Consider the following 16,206-nt stretch of genomic DNA (forward strand, 5'->3'; position numbering starts at 1 on the left):
AAGCCCTTGGCCGGGCCGTGGCTGTAGCCGTCAAGTACAGTGCTCAAAGCTTCTCTCCTGTAGGAGCAGCTTTAGCTGCGAAGCGTTCGCCGCTAAAGCGGATCGCCGCCCGGCGGCTCCTACGGTGCGTGGCATCATTGGCTGGCCTGCTTGAAGGCCAGCACCTCTTTAGGGGTCAGCATGTCGCCCTGGGCATTGCCCCAGGCATTGCGCTCGTACGTCACTACTGCGGCAATATCCACTTCCGACAGTTGCTTGCCGAACGCGGCCATGGCGGTGCCCGGTTTGCCGTTGAAGACAATATTCAGGTGCTCAGCCATCGGCCCAGTGGCAATTTTCGAGCCCTTGAGGGCCGGGAACGCCGGCGGCAATCCCTGGCCCTCAGCCTGATGACAGGCTACGCAGACCTTGTGATAGACCTCATCGCCTTTCTGGATCAGCTCCTCACGGGTCCACTGTTTGTCGGTCAGCGCCTTGACCCGCAGGCTTTCCTGCTTGCGCTCGGCAAGCCAACTCTGGAACTCGGCCTGGGGCCGGGCGTCGACCACCACGGGCATGAAGCCGTGGTCCTTGCCGCACAGCTCGGTGCATTGGCCGCGATAGATGCCGGGCTTGTCGATGCGCGTCCAGGCTTCGTGAATGAAGCCGGGAATGGCATCACGCTTGACGGCAAAGGCCGGCACCCACCAAGAGTGAATGACATCGGCGCCGGTAACCAGAAAGCGCACCTTCTGCCCCACCGGCAAGACCAGCGGCTGATCGACTTCCAGCAGGTAATGCGGGTTCTTGGCGTCGCGGTTGTTGATCTGCTCAGCGGAGGTGTTCAGGTTGCTGAAGAACTCGACGTCCTGGCCCAGGTATTTGTAATGCCACTTCCACTGATAACCGGTGATCTGGATATCGACCTGCGACTCGCTGGCGTCATACATGTCGATCAGCGTGCGGGTCGCCGGAATCGCCATCACCACCAGAATCAGCAGCGGCACTACGGTCCAGAGGATCTCGACCCGGGTGTTCTCATGAAAGTCTGCGGCCTGGCGGCCACGTGAGCGGCGATAGGCGAACACACTCCAGCCGATGGCGCCGAATACCACGACGCCGATCACCACGCAGATCCAGAAGATGGTCATGTGCAGCTGGTAGACCGCCTGGCTGACGCCCGTGACACCGGGCGCCATATTGGTGGTCCATGCCGCAAAAACCTGACCGCTGGTCGCCCACCACAAAAGGGCCATCCACATCCGGGGATGACACGTCATTGGGGTTTCCCTCATGGCACATACAACTGCGCAGACAGATACCTGCGGCCGGGGAGCGGCTAGCGGACTACGGACTCGGGTCGCTCAGGGCTTGTAAACCAAGCGTTACAGCCGCTTTATGCAGCCGTCGGCAAAGCACCTGGGACCATCAACCTGCTTCCTGAACAGCAGTATAGACACGCCGTTGCAGCCACGATGCGGGTGGTCAGAAAGGTCTGGATGACTGGCTGGTCTTTTTTTTGACCGTTCAGCCATATAAAAAACCATTTCTTATGCGAAAACGATCTTGGATCCCAATTTAATCGCGCTAATGTATGTCATCCCTGACGCGTAGGAAAATTCGTCAAACTTCGTTCAATCCAGCATTTGCAGGCAGCGAAGATCAATGCGGAAACGTTTTTTCTTTACTCGTTTTATAAACAGTAAATTAGTGTCCCAGGCCTTCAGGAGAATGAATGAACACTGCTGCATTGCGTGAGCAGATTAAGCGTGCCCAACAACACGAAGCCGATACAGGCCATCTGCTGCATCAACTTGAACAACAACTGCCCAGCCTTCACCCCGCCATCGCTCTGGACAAGGGCGATGCCCACACGGTACTGAAAAATTTCATCTCGGCGTACATAGAACATGTGCCGGACTTGCTGGATGCCGCCCACAGCGTGGCGCAGGAAGCCGGAATAGAAGAGCAGATCAAACCGGTGTTGCGTATTGCATCGCAGTTCTTTACCAGCCCGCCGGCCATCATGAACGGCCATGAAGGCCTGGACAGCCTGCTGGACGAGGCCTACCTGGCGCACCGGCTGGTCGAGGAAGTCAACGATCTGTATATCCGCTACCTGGGCCGACCGTTGATCCCGTCCGACTCGACAGTGGCCAATGTCATCGCCCACCAACTGATTGGCGAGAACTTCGCCAACCAGCTGGATGAAGCGGTGCACCATGCGGTGCGTGAAATGCTTAATGAGGAAAGCTTTGCCCAGAAGTCGGTACAGGCCTATCGCGAGCGGCTCGCCAGTCCGGGCACCGAAGCGGCCTGGCAACGCTGGCCGTGCCTGTCACTGCAACTGGGCGTTGTCCTGGAGCTGGAAGGCTTGCAGACCAACGCCCTGCACTGATCAGTCAGGCGGTACTGGCACCGACGCCGGTATTGGTGCGCACTCGCCCTTCCAGGCGACGCTTCAAACCACGCGGCTCGATGATCAACCGCGTCCCTTGGGCAGCATTGGCCCGGCCCCACTCTTCGAGCAGCTCCAGGCAGGAGTGATCGATGTAGTTCAGATTTCCCAGCGGCACATGGACCGTGCTGCCCTGCGGGATACTTCCCAACACTTGAGTCAGCGCAGGCACCTTGAGAAAGGTTGCCGCACCCACCAGACGCAACTCCAGTTCCTGCTCGCCATCGAGCGGCACCAGGCTGATTTTCAGACGCGCGGCCTTGAAGGCCAGTTTGACCAGGGTCAGGGCGAAACCGACCAGCACACCGGTCAACAGGTCAGTGAAGATAATGGCCGCAGCCGTGGCTGCATAGGTGAACATCGGCATCCGCCCATAACGACCCAGACCACGGAACGCCTTCATGTCTACCAGCTTCAGGCCGGTATATACCAACACGCCTGCCAGGCTCGCCACCGGAATGCTCTGCAGCACACTCGACAACAGCAAGACAAACGCCAGCAGCCAAAGGCCATGGAAGATCGTCGACATCCGGGTGGTGGCACCGGCCTGCACGTTGGCCGAACTGCGCACGATCACTCCGGTCATCGGCAAGGCTCCGACCAGGCCGCAGAGCATATTGCCCACCCCCTGAGCGCTGAGCTCCTTGTCGAAGTCCGAACGCACACCGTTATGCATGCGGTCCACCGCCGCAGCGGACAGCAGGGTTTCGGCACTGGCAATAAAGGCGACGGCAAAGGCGGCAATCAGCACTGACGGGTTAGCCAGATTGACCAGGTCTTCGACCCGCAGCCAGTCGATGGCTTCAGTCAGATCCGCTGGCACTTGAACCCGCTTGACCTCAAGCGCCAGGTACAGGCTGACCGCCGTGGCAATACCGACCCCGAGCAGCGCGCCGGGTACGAAGCGCAGCGATTGCGGACGCAGTTTTTCCCAGCCGTACATCACCGCAATGGTGCCCAGCCCGAGCAGGCCGGCCTGCATGCCGCTGCCAGGACCAATGGCCTGCATCAGGGTGGTCGGGAAGCCGATCAGGTTATCCAGCCCGGAAGGCTTGGGCCCGCTGTCGAACATCACGTGAATCTGCGATAGCACGATCAACACACCAATACCGGCCAGCATGCCGTACACCACTGCCGGTGCCGTGACGCGGAACCAGCAACCGAGCTTGAAGCGCCCGGCCAGTAGTTGCAGCAGACCGGCCAGCAGCAGGATCGGACCGAGCATGGCCATGCCATGCGTGCGCACCAGCTCGAACACCAGCACCGCAAGCCCGGCCGCCGGGCCACTGACCTGCAGCGGTGAGCCGGCCAGAAAGCCGACCACCAGACCACCGATGATACCGGTGATCAGGCCTTTGGCCGGGGGCATGCCCGAGGCGATGGCAATACCCATGCACAGCGGCAAGGCAACGAGAAACACCACCACGGAAGCCAATAGCTCCCGTGGCAAGACAGACTGGATCGATGAAGTACCTTTAGCGGCTGTGGCATCCATGACAACTCTCCGATTTTCTACAGACGTGATTGTTCCACCGCGACCGATTCATTCAGACACGGCAATGCCTGACGGCGCGTTCACAACGCAGCCGCCACCATGGGCAGGAAAGGTAAGTCCGCCGCGCCGTGGCGCGGTGGCAAGTCAGGCCTTGAGCGGTCGGCCGTCAGACGACGGCCAATCGCAAGCCTCTCTTAGAAGCGCGCCTTGGGCGTCGCTGTCGGCACCGGAGCTTCGCCGTCAAGCGGGCGGAAGCGGTCCAGCACAGAGTCATAGGCGAGAATTTCGCTGGTTTCGATGCTGTACACCCAGCCGTGAATCGACAACTGACCACTGGCCAGTTTGGACGCAACCGAAGGGTGGGTACGCAGGTGCTGCAACTGGGCGATGACGTTTTCCTGGGTCAGCACGCCCATGCTCTCGTGCTCGGCGCCGCACGAGCAGTTGTCTTCAACCACCGTGCGGGCCACCTCGGCATGACGCAGCCAGGCTTTGACCGTCGGCATCTTGTCGAGCGTGTGCGGGTTGAGTACTGCACGCATGGCGCCGCAGTCGGAGTGACCACAGATGATGATGTGTTGTACGCCCAGGGCCATGACCGCGTATTCGATGGCAGTCGATACGCCACCGTTCATCTGACCGTAGGGCGGCACCACGTTGCCGACGTTACGGGTCACGAACAGGTCGCCTGGCGAGCTCTGGGTAATCAGTTCAGGCACGATGCGCGAGTCGGCGCAGGTAATGAACATGGCGCGTGGCCGTTGGGCATTGGCCAGTTTCTTGAACAACTCTTCCTGCTGGGGGAAGACCTCATGACGAAATTGCACGAAGCCATCCACGATGTGTTGCAAGGCCTGTTCGGCAGTTTCCACATCCGGTTGGGAAGGGGCCGACGGTTGTTTGTCCTTGTCACTCATGTCTCATCCTCTCTGGCGGATTGAAGGACATCTCTAAAAACTACCTGCCGGCTGGGCGCCTACGGCGCTACGCGCGCCATCGCTGCGTTGCCTGCCTCGCCTACGTTTTTAGAGGCACCCTGAAGTGGATTTCATGCTTCATTCGGATAGCGCAGTAGTCCCCCGGCTCGATTCATGCGCGCAGCTCCGTTGCACGCTGCCAAAGGGACACTCCGGGCTGCAGACTAACCATCAAAGCTTAAATGAAACTTAAAGCAACATTAATGAAACACAATTTGTCAATAGCCTTGTGCCATCTTTTTATTGGCCTATAGCAATGACATCTGACCACCGGGTGGGCAGAAAGAGTCACAGTCCAGCGCAAAACTTTCCCGCCCGTTGAGCCCCAGACGCCGGGCAGCGAGGGCGTAGCGCTTTGAAAGCAGCTCGGCAAACTGGCCTTCGCCGCGCATCCGCGAACCGAACCGGCTGTCATTGTTGGCACCGTTACGGCTCTGGCGGATCAGGCTCATGACATGCGCTGCGCGTTGCGGGTAATGGCTGGCCAGCCACTCTTCGAACAGTGGCGCCACCTCCAGCGGCAGACGCAGCATGATGTAGCTGGCACTCAGCGCGCCGGCGTCCCTGGCTTGCTGCATCAGGGTTTCCAGCTCGCTGTCGTTGATCATCGGGATCATCGGCGCGCACAACACGCCCACCGGCACGCCGGCCTCACGCAACACCCGGATCGCCCGCAAACGCGCCGCCGGTGCCGCCGCGCGCGGCTCGAGAATGCGCTTGAGTTCATCATCCTGAGTGGTAAGGCTGATCATCACTGATACCAGACGCTGACGGGCCAGCTCACTGAGCAGGTCGAGGTCGCGCAAGATCAGCGAACCCTTGGTGACGATGGTCACCGGGTGCCGATAGCGCAGCAGCACCTCGAGCGTAGCGCGGGTCAGTTTGTACTCGCGCTCGATGGGCTGATAAGGGTCGGTGTTGGCCCCCAGGTTGATCGGTGCACAGCGATAACCGGGTTTGGACAACTGCTGCTCCAGCAGCGCCGCAGCATTGGTCTTGGCGATCAGCTTCGTTTCAAAGTCCAGCCCCGGCGACATGTCCCAATAGGCATGGCTGGGCCGGGCGAAACAATAGATGCAGCCATGCTCGCAGCCGCGATAAGGATTGATCGAGCGGTCGAAAGGGATATCCGGCGAGGTATTGCGGGTAATGATGCTCTTGGCGGTTTCATGGATCACCTCAGTGCCCTGAGTCAGCGGCGCCTCCTGATACCAGCCGTCGTCTTCGGCCACCGAACGCTGAGGCGCGAACCGGTTGTGCGGATTACTGGCCGTGCCGCGGCCACGGATTGCCGGTGTCAGAGTCATGCGGGCTGCCCAGATACTGTTTTTATATACAGTACAACAATATCGGCCTGATGCCATAACCGTCGGCAAGAACACTGGCTGCCAGATTCGCTGTCATTTCTGTCAGTAGACCCGGCCTGAAACGAGGGCTACCGTGCTCCGGCAGCTATTGCTCGGTTCCCGAGTCATCGCAATCCTTTATTGATGCGAGGTGGATGATGGCCACTAATTACGAAATACACCTGACTGCCTACACCGTCCAAAGGGGCAGGGCCATTGAAATTCAGATCGAGTTTTTCGAAGACGCCGAGGCAGAACCGGTCAGCGTGGCGCGTGTTTTATCGCCGGACGGCGAGGACGAATTTGAAAAGCCTGCCTGGGATGAAGACTTGAATGGCTCCCAGGATGATTACGACATGCCGCCAGACGAGGTTCTTTACGACCTGGCCAGAGCCTTTCTGAAGTGCAGGGGCTACTGAGGCAACGGTTCCGGAGCCTGGTTGCAGGCTACGGAACCGTTCAGCGATATCAGCCCGGATCAACCGGCTTCTTGAGCTTCGGATTAGGGAAGAACTGCACGCCCTGCACCTTGGGGTTGGCCGGTTTGACTTCGACCCGGTTGACCCGGGTGCCCAGCTCTTTGGGCACCGACAGGCCCTGCTCGTTGAGGGTGTCGCTGTAGCCGCAGTTCACGCACTCACGGTGCGGAACCCCGTCTTCGCTCCACATCTTGAGCTTGTCGGGCTCGCTGCACGCCGGGCACACCGCCCCGGCGATAAAGCGTTTTGGAGTGACCACGGGGCCATCGCTCATGCCGCTTCCTCACTCAGGCCGCAATGGCGCAAGAGTGCGTCAATCGATGGCTCGCGTCCGCGGAAATCGACGAACAGCACCATCGGTGCCTGGGAGCCGCCACGGGCCAGAATCGCCTCGCGGAAAGCCCGGCCGGTCTCGGCATTGAGCACGCCGTCTTCTTCGAATTTCGAGAACGCATCGGCCGACAGCACTTCAGCCCATTTGTAGCTGTAGTAACCAGCCGCGTAGCCGCCGGCAAAGATATGCGCAAAGCCGTTGGCAAAGCGGTTGTAGGCGGGCGGACGCATCACCGAGACTTCGTCACGCACCCCTTCAATAACCTGCAGCACGCTACGGCCGTCGCCATGGGTGGCGTGCAGCTCGAAGTCGAACAACGAGAACTCCAGCTGACGGACCATCATCAGCCCGGACTGGAAATTCTTCGCCGCGAGCATTTTTTCCAGCAGGTCCTGCGGCAGCGGCTCGCCGGTTTCATAGTGACCGGAGATCAGCGCCAGCCCTTCAGGCTCCCAGCACCAGTTCTCCATGAACTGGCTCGGCAGCTCCACCGCGTCCCAGGCCACACCGTTGATGCCCGACACACCGGCATGCTCGATGCGGGTCAGCAGGTGATGCAGGCCGTGACCGAACTCGTGGAACAGCGTGGTGACTTCATCGTGGGTCAGCAGCGCCGGCTTGCCGGGCGAGGCCGGGGTGAAGTTGCACACCAGGTTGGCCACCGGGCTCTGCAACTGGCCGCCAGCGGTGCGCCGACGGTCACGGGCGCCATCCATCCAGGCACCGCCGCGCTTGTTGGCACGGGCGTAGAGGTCGAAGAAGAAGCGCCCGACGTGCTGGCCGTTTTCCTTGATTTCGAACAGGCGCACATCCGGATGCCAAGTGTCGAAGCCGCTCAGCTCGTTGATTTCGATGCCGTACAAGCGCTGCACGATGCTGAACAGGCCGCCCAGCACCTTGTCGATCGGGAACCAGGCGCGCACGGTTTCCTGCGACACGCTGTAGCGCTGCTCACGGAGTTTTTCACCGTAGTAACCGGTGTCCCAGCTTTGCAGGTCCGGGCAACCCTGCTCGGCAGCGAAGGCCTTGAGCTGTTGCAGGTCCTGGGCGGCGAACGGCTTGCTGCGCACCGCCAGGTCACGCAGGAAGCTCAGCACCTGATCGCTGGACTCGGCCATCTTGGTCGCCAGGCTCAGTTCGGCAAAGTTGGCAAACCCCAGCAGCGCGGCCAGTTCCTGGCGCAGATCGAGGATCTGCTCCATCAACGGGCCGTTGTCATTCTGCCCGGCGTTCGGGCCTTGATCCGAGGCGCGAGTGCAGTAGGCGGTGTACAGCTCCTGGCGCAGCGCACGGTCGTTGGCGTAGGTCATCACCGCGTAATAGCTAGGGAATTCCAGAGTGATCAGCCAGCCTTGCAGATCCTTGGCCTGCGCGGCGGCAGCCATCTGCTGCTTGGCCGATTCGGTCAGGCCATCGAGCGCTGCCTCGTCAGTGATCAGTTTGGTCCAGGCCTGGGTCGCGTCGAGCAACTGGTTGGAGAACTGGCTGCCCAGCTCCGACAGCTTGCTCTGCACCTCGGCATAGCGCTTCTGCTGCTCGGGCGGCAGATCGATGCCCGACAAACGGAAGTCGCGCAACGCATGTTCAACAATGGTCTTCTGGGCAACATCGAAACCGGCCGCCGCCGGGCTGGCCGCCAGGGCCTCATAGGCCTGGAACAGCGTACGGTTCTGGCCCATCTCGGTGGAATAGGCGCTCAGCGCGGGCAGGCACGACTCATAGGCTTCACGCAGCTCGGCGCTGTTGCACACTGCATTGAGGTGGCTGACCGGGCTCCAGGCCGCGCCCAGCCGATCATTGACTTCATCCAGCGCCAGGATCAGCCCGGCCCAGTCCGGCTGCTCGCCCTGTTGGGCAAGAATGCTCGCAATGGCCGCGCGGTTGTCGGCCAGAATCTGGTCAATGGCCGGTTTTACGTGCTCGGCACGGATCGCCGAGAAAGGAGGCAGGTCGTACGGTTGCAGAAGAGGGTTGTTCGCGCTCACGGTTTTGCACCTTGGCTGGAAGAAACACTCGGCCATCTTAATTACAATCGACGCCATAAGCAGCCCTGAAACCTTGATTCCCGCTCTATCACGAATAAAGAAGGAGGCTATCGTGGCCATTCGCAAGTTCCAGCAGCACACCCCGGCCCTCGGCGAGCGGGCCTTCGTCGACAGTTCGGCAGTGGTGATCGGCGATGTGCAGATCGGTGCCGACAGTTCGGTGTGGCCGCTGACCGTGGTGCGCGGCGACATGCACCGGATCCGTATCGGCAGCCGCACCAGCGTGCAGGACGGCAGCGTGCTGCACATCACTCACGCCGGCCCCTTCAACCCCGACGGTTTCCCGCTGTTGATCGGTGATGAGGTCACCATCGGCCATAAATGCATGTTGCATGGCTGCCGGATCGGTAATCGAATCCTGATCGGCATGGGCAGCACCCTCATGGATGGCGCGGTGGTCGAGGACCAAGTGATCATCGGCGCCGGCAGCCTGGTGCCGCCAGGCAAGGTGCTGGAAAGCGGTTTTCTGTATGTCGGCAGACCCGTGAAACAGGTACGCCCCTTGACCGAGAAAGAGATCGCGTTCTTTCCCTACAGCGCCAGCAATTATGTGAAGCTCAAGGACCAGCATCTGGCTGAAGGCTTCGATCAGCTTTGAATTTCAGGCCCCATTGACCCGCGAGCATCCATGTACCAACAAAACATCCTGTTCGACCTCGACGGCACCCTGACCGACCCGCGTCTGGGCATCACCCGCTCAATCCAGTTTGCCCTGGGCAAGCTGGGCATCGACGAACCCGACATCACCCGGCTGGAACACTTCATCGGCCCACCGCTGTTGCAGCAGTTCATGCAGTCCTATGCCATGGACGAGGCCAAGGCCTGGGAGGCGGTGAATTTCTACCGTGAGCGCTTCAAGGTCACCGGGCTGTACGAGAACCTGGTGTTCGACGGTATCCCGCAGTTGCTGGAAACCTTGAGCGGTCAGGGTCGCACCTTGTATGTCGCCACCTCCAAACCGTCGGTATTCGCCCGGGAGATCGCCCGGCATTTCGACTTTGCCCGGCACTTCAAAGTGATCTACGGCAGCGAGCTGGACGGCACCCGCACCGACAAGGTCGAACTGATCGCCCACCTGCTGGCCGAAGAGCGACTCGACCCGGCCCAGACCCTGATGATCGGCGACCGCAAACACGACCTGATCGGTGGACGGCGCAACGGCTTGCAGGTCGCGGCAGTGGGTTATGGGTTCGGCAGCGCCGAAGAACTGCTGGCCGAAGCGCCGGAGTATCACTACCCGAGCGTGGCTGAACTGCATCGGGGATTTATGGCGATCCAATCGTAGGAGCCGCCGGGCGGCGATCCGCTTTAGCCGGGAAGCCTTCGCGGCTAAAGCCGCTCCTACGGGGTAATCGGGGTTACCGGGGCGATCGGCATCAGCGCTTGCAATGCGGCCTGGCGCTCGGCTGGCGCCAGCTTGCCCAGTTGTTCAACCCGCATGTAGAACGCCGGCCAGTCGCGGTTGACCTGCGCAAACAACGCGGCAAAAGCCGGCACCCATTGCTCATAAAGGCCAAAGGGCAGCAGTTTGGCGTTGTTCAGCGGCGCATTGATCCAGGCATCGAAGCGCTTGTCGCCCGGCCATTGCTGATCGCGCAGTGCACGATATTCCTGGCGCAGCCGCTCGAACTCGGCGGCCTTGCGCTCACGCATCAGCGCAGGACCCAGCGGCTGGGCATACAAGGCACGCAGGCGCTGGCGGGTATCGAGCACCAACCGGGTCAGCGCCTCGCGCTGACCGGCGCGGCGCTCATGCACAGCCGCTAACCCACGCGCAGCGCGCCACTGGCGGGTGCCTTCCTGCTCGACGAAGCTGGCATATGACTCGTTGAATGCGGTGTCATCTTTGACATAGAAACGCTGATGGGCCAGTTCATGGAAGATCAGCGTTGCCAGACGCTCGTCACCCCAGCCCAGCATGGTGTTAAGGATCGGATCACTGAACCAGCCCAGGGTCGAATAGGCTTCGATACCGGCCACGAACACATCCTTGCCAGCCTGCCGTTGCAGCGCCGCCTCTCCCCGCGCACCGCCCAGGCTGTAATAGCCGCGATAAGCCACACAACCGGCAATCGGGAAGCAGTGGCTCAACGGGTCCAGCGAAAATTCGTCGGTGGCAAACACATTCCAGACCACGAACGGTCGGCCAATGTCGGCATACAGCCGATAGCTGCGGTTATCCGGCAGGTGCAGTGTTTCGCTGGCAAACCGCCGGGCCTGCTGGGCCAGGGCCAGATGCTTGCGCAATGCCGGGTCGCGGCCTGGGTCGGCGATTACATCGGCCACCGGCTCGCGGGCCTGCAATAACTGCCATTGCCCGGTCGCCAACTGGCCGTAGTAGGAAAGACTGGAACAACCGCCGAGCAGCGTTGCCAACAGTATGAGCAGACCACAACGAAGACGCGAAACATCAAGTCCTGGCATACGACGCCCTGAAATACCAATCCTGAAGAGGGTGAGGACAGCGACAGTCGCGGCCACTATCATCGCCACTCGTCTATCTGGAGCCTGTCATGCGTCGCATACTACCTGTTCTGGCCTTCGGCATCCTGAGCGGATGTGCAGGTCCCTTGCCAATCCATGATCCGGCCCTGGCCTGGGTCGATCTCAACACCATGACCGGCAGGCTGGTGATGGCTGATAAGCTCGACGGTGAGAACACCTACGACGGGCGCTATTTCCAGGTGACGCCTGGCCGCCACCAACTGGTGGTGCGCTACGACTATGAGTATCGCTCAGGTGCGGCAATGGGCATGTTCAGTGACGACTACACCGACATCACCTGTTTTATCCATGTCGATTACGATGGTTTCAAGGCCGGGCAGCGTTATCGCCTGCAAGTACGCTCGCTCGCCAATGACATCGAAGCGCGGCTGTATGACGCGCAGCGGCAGGAGGTTGCTCGCGACTCGGACATGCATTGCATCTAATTAGCGGTCGTTATTCTGATAGATGATTTTATGCGTGCCATTGGCGCAACTGCCGACCACCATACTCGGGTCATGAACCTCGTCATTGCTGACGATTTCCAGAGTGTAGGAGGTGACATTATTGGCCTGAATCCGCGCTTCGATTTCATCCTTGAGCTCGTCACAGGATTTCGGCGCGGCCATGGCGCCGGTGGCCAGGAGGGTGCAGGTCAAAGCAGCGAGCAGACGTTTCATGGTCGATCCCTTCGTACAAGGCACACACTGCTGTGCCGATACTGGTTGGACCTGACTACCGCTCATCGAGTTCGCCCACGGCAGTCTGGCGTGATACCAGACTGCCGTATTCATCAATTGACCAGGGTCGCCTGCAGAGTGATCGATGCGTTGAGCACTTTGGAAACCGGGCAACCTTCCTTGGCCTTGGTGGCCAATTCACGGAACTGATCTTCCGTGGCACCGGGGATGTTTGCCTTGAGAATCAGGTTGATTTCAGTGATCGCAAAACCACCTTCCTGCTTCTCCAGTGTCACTTCGGCCTGGGTGTCGATGCTTTTGGCCTTCAGCCCGGCGTCGCCGAGAATCATCGAAAAAGCCATAGAGAAGCAGCCGGCATGCGCAGCGCCGATCAGTTCTTCCGGGTTAGTGCCTTTGCCGCCCTCGAAACGTGCCTTGAAGCCATACGGGGCTTCACGCAACACGCCGGTTTCCGTGGAAATGTGGCCAATCCCTTCTTTCAGGTCGCCTTCCCAATGAGCAGATGCTTTCTTGACGATGGACATGGTCTCTCCTTGTGAACGGGTCATTTTTCGTACAGCAACAAGAGTTCTGAGGCTGGGCCACAGGGGAAGTTCAAAGAGCTAATTCCTACTAACAAGGTAGGAAATTTCATCAGCTGCCATTGAAAACCCATCGCTTGGCCCTCATTGCTTGAGTTATTACGGGCCTTGAGTCCGCTCACGTCACTCAAAGGAGCATGCGCGGCTTATGAAACGCCTGTCCGATATCAAGATTTCCACCCTCGACCTGGTGCCCGTGCGTGAAGACAAAGGCCCGGCCGATGCCTTGCACCGCTCGCTGGACCTGGCCCGACATGTCGAGAAACTCGGTTTCAACCGCTTCTGGGTGGCCGAGCACCACAACATGGACGGCATTGCCAGCTCCGCCACCTCGGTGCTGCTCGGCTATCTGGCCGGCGGTACGTCGACGATTCGCGTGGGGGCCGGTGGGGTGATGCTGCCCAACCATGCACCGCTGGTGATCGCCGAGCAGTTCGGCACCCTGGCCAGCCTGTATCCGGGCCGCATTGATCTGGGGCTGGGCCGGGCGCCGGGCTCGGACCAGATGACCGCGCGTGCGCTGCGTCGGGAGCGCTCGGGCAGTGCCGATGATTTTCCGGATGATGTTGCCGAACTGGTGAAGTATCTGGGGCCGCGTACGCCTGAGCAAAAAGTGATCGCAGTGCCAGGTTATGGCACCGAGGTGCCGATCTGGCTGCTCGGTTCAAGCCTGTTCAGCGCGCAACTGGCCGGAATGCGCGGCCTGCCGTATGCCTTCGCCTCACACTTCGCGCCGCGCTACATGCACGAGGCGATTCGCGTCTATCGCAACCACTTCCAGCCTTCTGAAGTGCTCGATAAACCCTATGTGATGCTGGGTGTGCCACTGGTGGCGGCTGACAGCGATGAGCAGGCCGAGTACCTGGCGACCTCGGTGTACCGGCGCATTCTGGCACTGATGCGCGGCCATAGCCTGGTGCAACGCCCACCGGTACCGGACATGGACGGGTTGTGGCTGCCCCATGAGCGCGAAGCGGTGATGAGCTTTCTGGGCCTGGCCGTGATTGGCGGCCCGGAGAAGATCCGCGCCAAACTGGACGTGCTGCTGGAACAGACCGAGGCCGATGAACTGATCTTCACCTGCGACCTGTTCGAGCACACCGACCGTCTGCGCTCGTTCGAGATCCTGGCGCAGGTGGCCAAGGGCTGATCTGCGGTCCCGTAGGAGCGGCCGGGCGGCGATCCGTTTATCCGCGAAAGCTTCGCTGCTAAAGCAGCTCCTACAAAGCCCGCCTCTGAGCCGGCACCTCAGCCACGCTTGTAGACGATTTCCTTGGTGCCGCCATCGCAGCTGCCGACCACCTGCTGGTCGGCGGCGCTGCCTTTTTCAACCACTTCCAGGCTATAGGACGTAACGCCTTTGGCCTGCAGTTTGGCGTCGATTTCCGACTTCAGTTCTTCACAAGGTTTACCCGCCGCAGCGGCTGTACCTGCCAGAGTCAACAAACCTACCGCCAGCATGAGTCGCTTCATGAGCACATCTCCGTTTTTGACTGCAAAAAGGTGCCCGTGAACGGGCTGAGAAGGTGTCGCGCAAAATAGGGCAGTGAGCCAGTCTGAAGGTTCAGTGGCCGACTCACTCAAATGTGACGTGCTTCAGCTATTGGCAATCCGGAAGCCGACTTTGATGGTGACCTGGAAGTGCGCCACCTTGCCGTTCTCGATATGACCGCGGGTTTCGGTCACTTCGAACCACTCCAGATGGGTCAGGCTTTTGCTGGCTTCGGCCAGGGCGTTGTTGATGGCGTCTTCAATCGAGGTGGTAGACGAGCCGATCAACTCGATCTTCTTGTAGGTGCGATGGTCGCTCATGGCAATTCTCCTTGATGGTCATAACGAGCGTAGCAGGCGTGCCGCTCCCTGTTTCTGTGTGCCCAAGCGCTGCAAAAGTTCAGCCGGTAAAAAGCCGGAGGATTTTCGACTGCACTTTTCAAAAGGGCCGTAGTCGGAATCAACACACGCCACTCATCACTGCAGGAGAAATACCATGGCTAGTTCTTCCCTTCGCAAGGCTTCGCTGCAAAGCGTTGAAGCAGAGATCGAAAGTCTGCTCAAGTCGCTGGAAAGCCTGAAGGCCGATGCATCCGAGGAGTCGCACAAGACCCTCAAGAGCCTCAAGGCCAGTGCCGAACGCGCTCTGGGTCATTCCCGCGGGCTGCTCAGCGATGTCTACGAAGACGTCAAGGTCAAGACCCGGGAAAACGCCATCGCCACCCGCGATTACGCTCAGGACCATCCATGGACCACCGCCGGTGTAGCGGTCGGCGCACTGGGCCTGCTGGCCGCCTACCTGCTGTGCAAACGCGGCGACTGATCAGCGCGCGCTGTTCAACTCCTCGCGTAGCCACTGGGCCAGTTGCCGGGCACGCCCGTCAGCGGCCCGGCGCGGCACCCACAGCGCGAGCTGCGCCGGGGTTTCACTGAACCCCCACGGCGCTGCCAGACGCCCGGCCCGCAGGTCGTCCGCGACCAGCGGCTGTGGCGCAATGGCGACCCCCAGGCCGGCAGCCGCCGCCTCCAGCAAGTAATACAGATGCTCGAAACCTTGCCCGAACCGCAGCGCCTGCGGGTCGATGCCATTGTGTTGCGCCCAGCTTGGCCAGGCCTGTGGCCGTGACGTGGTGTGCAACAACGACTCACTCAGCAACGCCTGGGCCGGCGCCTGGCGCAGTTGCTCAAAACGGGCGAAATGCGGACTGAGTACCGGGCCGATCCGCTCGCGGGCCAGCTCCAGCACCTGCATGTCAGCCGGCCAGGGTGGCTCGGCGAACACCAGCAGGGCATCAAGCCCCGGACGCCGGGGGTCCAGATCGCCTTCACCGGCAGACAAGTGCAAGCGCAGGTCGGGCAACTCGGCATTCAAACGCCCCAGACGCGGAATGAACCAGCGCGCCAACAGGCTGCCGGAACAGCCGAGCACGAACGGTGCGTCGGCGCTGCCCTGGCTCAACTCGGCCGACACGGCACGCAATTTATCGAACACTTCGGCGCTGACATCGCGCAGCCGGATACCGGCATCTGTGAGTTTAAGGCCACGCCCATCCTTGCGCAGCAGGCTGACCCCCCAATGCTCTTCCAGCAGCTTGAGTTGGCGGCTTACCGCGCCATGGGTCACATGCAGCTGTTCAGCGGCCTGGCTGACGCTGCCCAGGCGGGCAACGGCCTCGAAGGCACGCAAGGCATTGAGCGGGGGCAAGTCACGGCTCATAACAGTTGAGTTTTCCTGACAGGTTGCGGCGATCTTATCGGTTTTCAGCGCGCCATGCGCTGGTTAAAGTGTACCCATTGCCCATACGGCTCAACTCATTTGCCCCAGTGCACCCGGAG

19 protein-coding genes are annotated in these 16,206 nt (G+C 60.6%); 7 read left to right on the forward strand and 12 right to left on the reverse strand.

Features of this window, described 5'->3' with window-relative positions; all coding sequences use genetic code 11:
* Positions 1-134: 134 nt before the first annotated feature.
* Complete coding sequence (gene coxB / locus NRB16_RS08685; protein ID WP_253140990.1) at positions 135-1,259, reverse strand: cytochrome c oxidase subunit II; 1,125 nt, start codon at positions 1,257-1,259, stop codon at positions 135-137.
* A 455-nt stretch (positions 1,260-1,714) separates the two neighbouring features.
* Here coxB and NRB16_RS08690 point away from each other — a divergent pair, with 455 nt between their 5' ends.
* Positions 1,715-2,377 (forward strand): hypothetical protein, encoded by a 663-nt coding sequence (locus NRB16_RS08690; RefSeq protein ID WP_045485196.1) that lies wholly within the window; start codon positions 1,715-1,717, stop codon positions 2,375-2,377.
* A 4-nt stretch (positions 2,378-2,381) separates the two neighbouring features.
* Here NRB16_RS08690 and NRB16_RS08695 read toward each other — a convergent pair whose 3' ends face one another.
* From NRB16_RS08695 to NRB16_RS08705, 3 genes are all read right to left on the reverse strand, one after another.
* Positions 2,382-3,932 (reverse strand): SulP family inorganic anion transporter, encoded by a 1,551-nt coding sequence (locus tag NRB16_RS08695; RefSeq protein WP_045485198.1) that lies wholly within the window; start codon positions 3,930-3,932, stop codon positions 2,382-2,384.
* Positions 3,933-4,126: 194 nt separating this feature from the next.
* Complete coding sequence (locus NRB16_RS08700; protein WP_045485199.1) at positions 4,127-4,849, reverse strand: carbonic anhydrase; 723 nt, start codon at positions 4,847-4,849, stop codon at positions 4,127-4,129.
* Positions 4,850-5,157: 308 nt separating this feature from the next.
* Positions 5,158-6,216: a PA0069 family radical SAM protein gene (locus tag NRB16_RS08705; RefSeq protein ID WP_257105976.1), complete on the reverse strand. Its 1,059-nt coding sequence runs from the start codon at positions 6,214-6,216 to the stop codon at positions 5,158-5,160.
* Positions 6,217-6,413: 197 nt separating this feature from the next.
* On the opposite strand from NRB16_RS08705, the gene NRB16_RS08710 reads away from it, so the two are divergent.
* Positions 6,414-6,674 carry a hypothetical protein gene (locus NRB16_RS08710; RefSeq protein ID WP_253140988.1) on the forward strand — a complete coding sequence of 87 codons (261 nt, stop codon included), beginning with the start codon at positions 6,414-6,416 and terminating at the stop codon, positions 6,672-6,674.
* A gap of 49 nt (positions 6,675-6,723) precedes the next feature.
* On the opposite strand, the gene NRB16_RS08715 is transcribed toward NRB16_RS08710, so the two are convergent.
* Together NRB16_RS08715 and prlC are read right to left on the reverse strand one after the other, a co-directional pair.
* Entirely contained in the window at positions 6,724-7,008 is a 285-nt protein-coding gene (locus tag NRB16_RS08715; protein WP_045485205.1) for a YheV family putative zinc ribbon protein, read from the reverse strand.
* A complete protein-coding gene (gene prlC, locus NRB16_RS08720; protein ID WP_257105977.1) occupies positions 7,005-9,089 on the reverse strand; it encodes an oligopeptidase A in 2,085 nt (694 codons plus the stop codon). Before prlC ends, NRB16_RS08715 begins: the two co-directional genes overlap by 4 nt.
* A 76-nt stretch (positions 9,090-9,165) precedes the next feature.
* Between prlC and NRB16_RS08725 the strand changes: the two genes are divergently transcribed.
* Together NRB16_RS08725 and NRB16_RS08730 are read left to right on the forward strand one after the other, a co-directional pair.
* Positions 9,166-9,711 (forward strand): gamma carbonic anhydrase family protein, encoded by a 546-nt coding sequence (locus NRB16_RS08725; protein WP_045485209.1) that lies wholly within the window; start codon positions 9,166-9,168, stop codon positions 9,709-9,711.
* Positions 9,712-9,741: 30 nt separating this feature from the next.
* A complete protein-coding gene (locus NRB16_RS08730) occupies positions 9,742-10,398 on the forward strand; it encodes an HAD family hydrolase (RefSeq protein ID WP_045485211.1) in 657 nt (218 codons plus the stop codon).
* A gap of 56 nt (positions 10,399-10,454) precedes the next feature.
* Here the strand turns inward: NRB16_RS08730 and NRB16_RS08735 are convergent, their stop codons facing one another.
* On the reverse strand, positions 10,455-11,537 hold the full coding sequence (locus tag NRB16_RS08735) for an aminopeptidase (RefSeq protein WP_257105978.1): 1,083 nt from the start codon (positions 11,535-11,537) through the stop codon (positions 10,455-10,457).
* An 89-nt stretch (positions 11,538-11,626) separates the two neighbouring features.
* Here NRB16_RS08735 and NRB16_RS08740 point away from each other — a divergent pair, with 89 nt between their 5' ends.
* Positions 11,627-12,043 carry a lipoprotein gene (locus NRB16_RS08740; RefSeq protein ID WP_045485215.1) on the forward strand — a complete coding sequence of 139 codons (417 nt, stop codon included), beginning with the start codon at positions 11,627-11,629 and terminating at the stop codon, positions 12,041-12,043.
* On the opposite strand, the gene NRB16_RS08745 is transcribed toward NRB16_RS08740, so the two are convergent.
* On the reverse strand, positions 12,044-12,277 hold the full coding sequence (locus NRB16_RS08745) for a DUF1161 domain-containing protein (RefSeq protein WP_045485217.1): 234 nt from the start codon (positions 12,275-12,277) through the stop codon (positions 12,044-12,046). It lies immediately after the preceding gene.
* A gap of 113 nt (positions 12,278-12,390) precedes the next feature.
* The gene (locus NRB16_RS08750) at positions 12,391-12,822 is read right to left on the reverse strand and encodes an OsmC family protein (protein ID WP_045485219.1); all 432 of its coding nucleotides are present in this window, start codon (positions 12,820-12,822) and stop codon (positions 12,391-12,393) included.
* A gap of 205 nt (positions 12,823-13,027) precedes the next feature.
* Between NRB16_RS08750 and NRB16_RS08755 the strand changes: the two genes are divergently transcribed.
* The gene (locus NRB16_RS08755) at positions 13,028-14,029 is read left to right on the forward strand and encodes an LLM class flavin-dependent oxidoreductase (RefSeq protein ID WP_045485221.1); all 1,002 of its coding nucleotides are present in this window, start codon (positions 13,028-13,030) and stop codon (positions 14,027-14,029) included.
* Between the two features lie 98 nt (positions 14,030-14,127).
* On the opposite strand, the gene NRB16_RS08760 is transcribed toward NRB16_RS08755, so the two are convergent.
* Together NRB16_RS08760 and NRB16_RS08765 are read right to left on the reverse strand one after the other, a co-directional pair.
* Positions 14,128-14,352 (reverse strand): DUF1161 domain-containing protein, encoded by a 225-nt coding sequence (locus NRB16_RS08760; RefSeq protein WP_253140985.1) that lies wholly within the window; start codon positions 14,350-14,352, stop codon positions 14,128-14,130.
* A gap of 123 nt (positions 14,353-14,475) precedes the next feature.
* Positions 14,476-14,691, reverse strand: coding sequence for a dodecin (locus NRB16_RS08765; RefSeq protein WP_045485225.1), 216 nt, complete (start codon positions 14,689-14,691; stop codon positions 14,476-14,478).
* A 175-nt stretch (positions 14,692-14,866) separates the two neighbouring features.
* Between NRB16_RS08765 and NRB16_RS08770 the strand changes: the two genes are divergently transcribed.
* Positions 14,867-15,193 (forward strand): YqjD family protein, encoded by a 327-nt coding sequence (locus tag NRB16_RS08770; RefSeq protein WP_045485227.1) that lies wholly within the window; start codon positions 14,867-14,869, stop codon positions 15,191-15,193.
* On the opposite strand, the gene NRB16_RS08775 is transcribed toward NRB16_RS08770, so the two are convergent.
* Complete coding sequence (locus NRB16_RS08775; protein WP_045485230.1) at positions 15,194-16,135, reverse strand: LysR family transcriptional regulator; 942 nt, start codon at positions 16,133-16,135, stop codon at positions 15,194-15,196.
* Positions 16,136-16,206 lie beyond the last annotated feature (71 nt).

Origin of the sequence: Pseudomonas sp. LJDD11, from assembly GCF_024584215.1 — a bacterium.
Lineage (GTDB): Bacteria > Pseudomonadota > Gammaproteobacteria > Pseudomonadales > Pseudomonadaceae > Aquipseudomonas.

Coding starts and splice junctions, on each gene's coding strand:
- coxB (WP_253140990.1), bottom strand. CDS start 1,259: ATGACGTGTCATCCCCGGATGTGGATGGCCCTTTTGTGGTGGGCGACC.
- NRB16_RS08745 (WP_045485217.1), bottom strand. CDS start 12,277: ATGAAACGTCTGCTCGCTGCTTTGACCTGCACCCTCCTGGCCACCGGC.
- NRB16_RS08730 (WP_045485211.1), top strand. CDS start 9,742: ATGTACCAACAAAACATCCTGTTCGACCTCGACGGCACCCTGACCGAC.
- NRB16_RS08705 (WP_257105976.1), bottom strand. CDS start 6,216: ATGACTCTGACACCGGCAATCCGTGGCCGCGGCACGGCCAGTAATCCG.
- NRB16_RS08715 (WP_045485205.1), bottom strand. CDS start 7,008: ATGAGCGATGGCCCCGTGGTCACTCCAAAACGCTTTATCGCCGGGGCG.
- NRB16_RS08695 (WP_045485198.1), bottom strand. CDS start 3,932: ATGGATGCCACAGCCGCTAAAGGTACTTCATCGATCCAGTCTGTCTTG.
- NRB16_RS08755 (WP_045485221.1), top strand. CDS start 13,028: ATGAAACGCCTGTCCGATATCAAGATTTCCACCCTCGACCTGGTGCCC.
- NRB16_RS08700 (WP_045485199.1), bottom strand. CDS start 4,849: ATGAGTGACAAGGACAAACAACCGTCGGCCCCTTCCCAACCGGATGTG.
- NRB16_RS08765 (WP_045485225.1), bottom strand. CDS start 14,691: ATGAGCGACCATCGCACCTACAAGAAGATCGAGTTGATCGGCTCGTCT.
- NRB16_RS08750 (WP_045485219.1), bottom strand. CDS start 12,822: ATGTCCATCGTCAAGAAAGCATCTGCTCATTGGGAAGGCGACCTGAAA.
- NRB16_RS08770 (WP_045485227.1), top strand. CDS start 14,867: ATGGCTAGTTCTTCCCTTCGCAAGGCTTCGCTGCAAAGCGTTGAAGCA.
- NRB16_RS08690 (WP_045485196.1), top strand. CDS start 1,715: ATGAACACTGCTGCATTGCGTGAGCAGATTAAGCGTGCCCAACAACAC.
- NRB16_RS08740 (WP_045485215.1), top strand. CDS start 11,627: ATGCGTCGCATACTACCTGTTCTGGCCTTCGGCATCCTGAGCGGATGT.
- NRB16_RS08710 (WP_253140988.1), top strand. CDS start 6,414: ATGGCCACTAATTACGAAATACACCTGACTGCCTACACCGTCCAAAGG.
- prlC (WP_257105977.1), bottom strand. CDS start 9,089: ATGGCCGAGTGTTTCTTCCAGCCAAGGTGCAAAACCGTGAGCGCGAAC.
- NRB16_RS08735 (WP_257105978.1), bottom strand. CDS start 11,537: ATGCCAGGACTTGATGTTTCGCGTCTTCGTTGTGGTCTGCTCATACTG.
- NRB16_RS08760 (WP_253140985.1), bottom strand. CDS start 14,352: ATGAAGCGACTCATGCTGGCGGTAGGTTTGTTGACTCTGGCAGGTACA.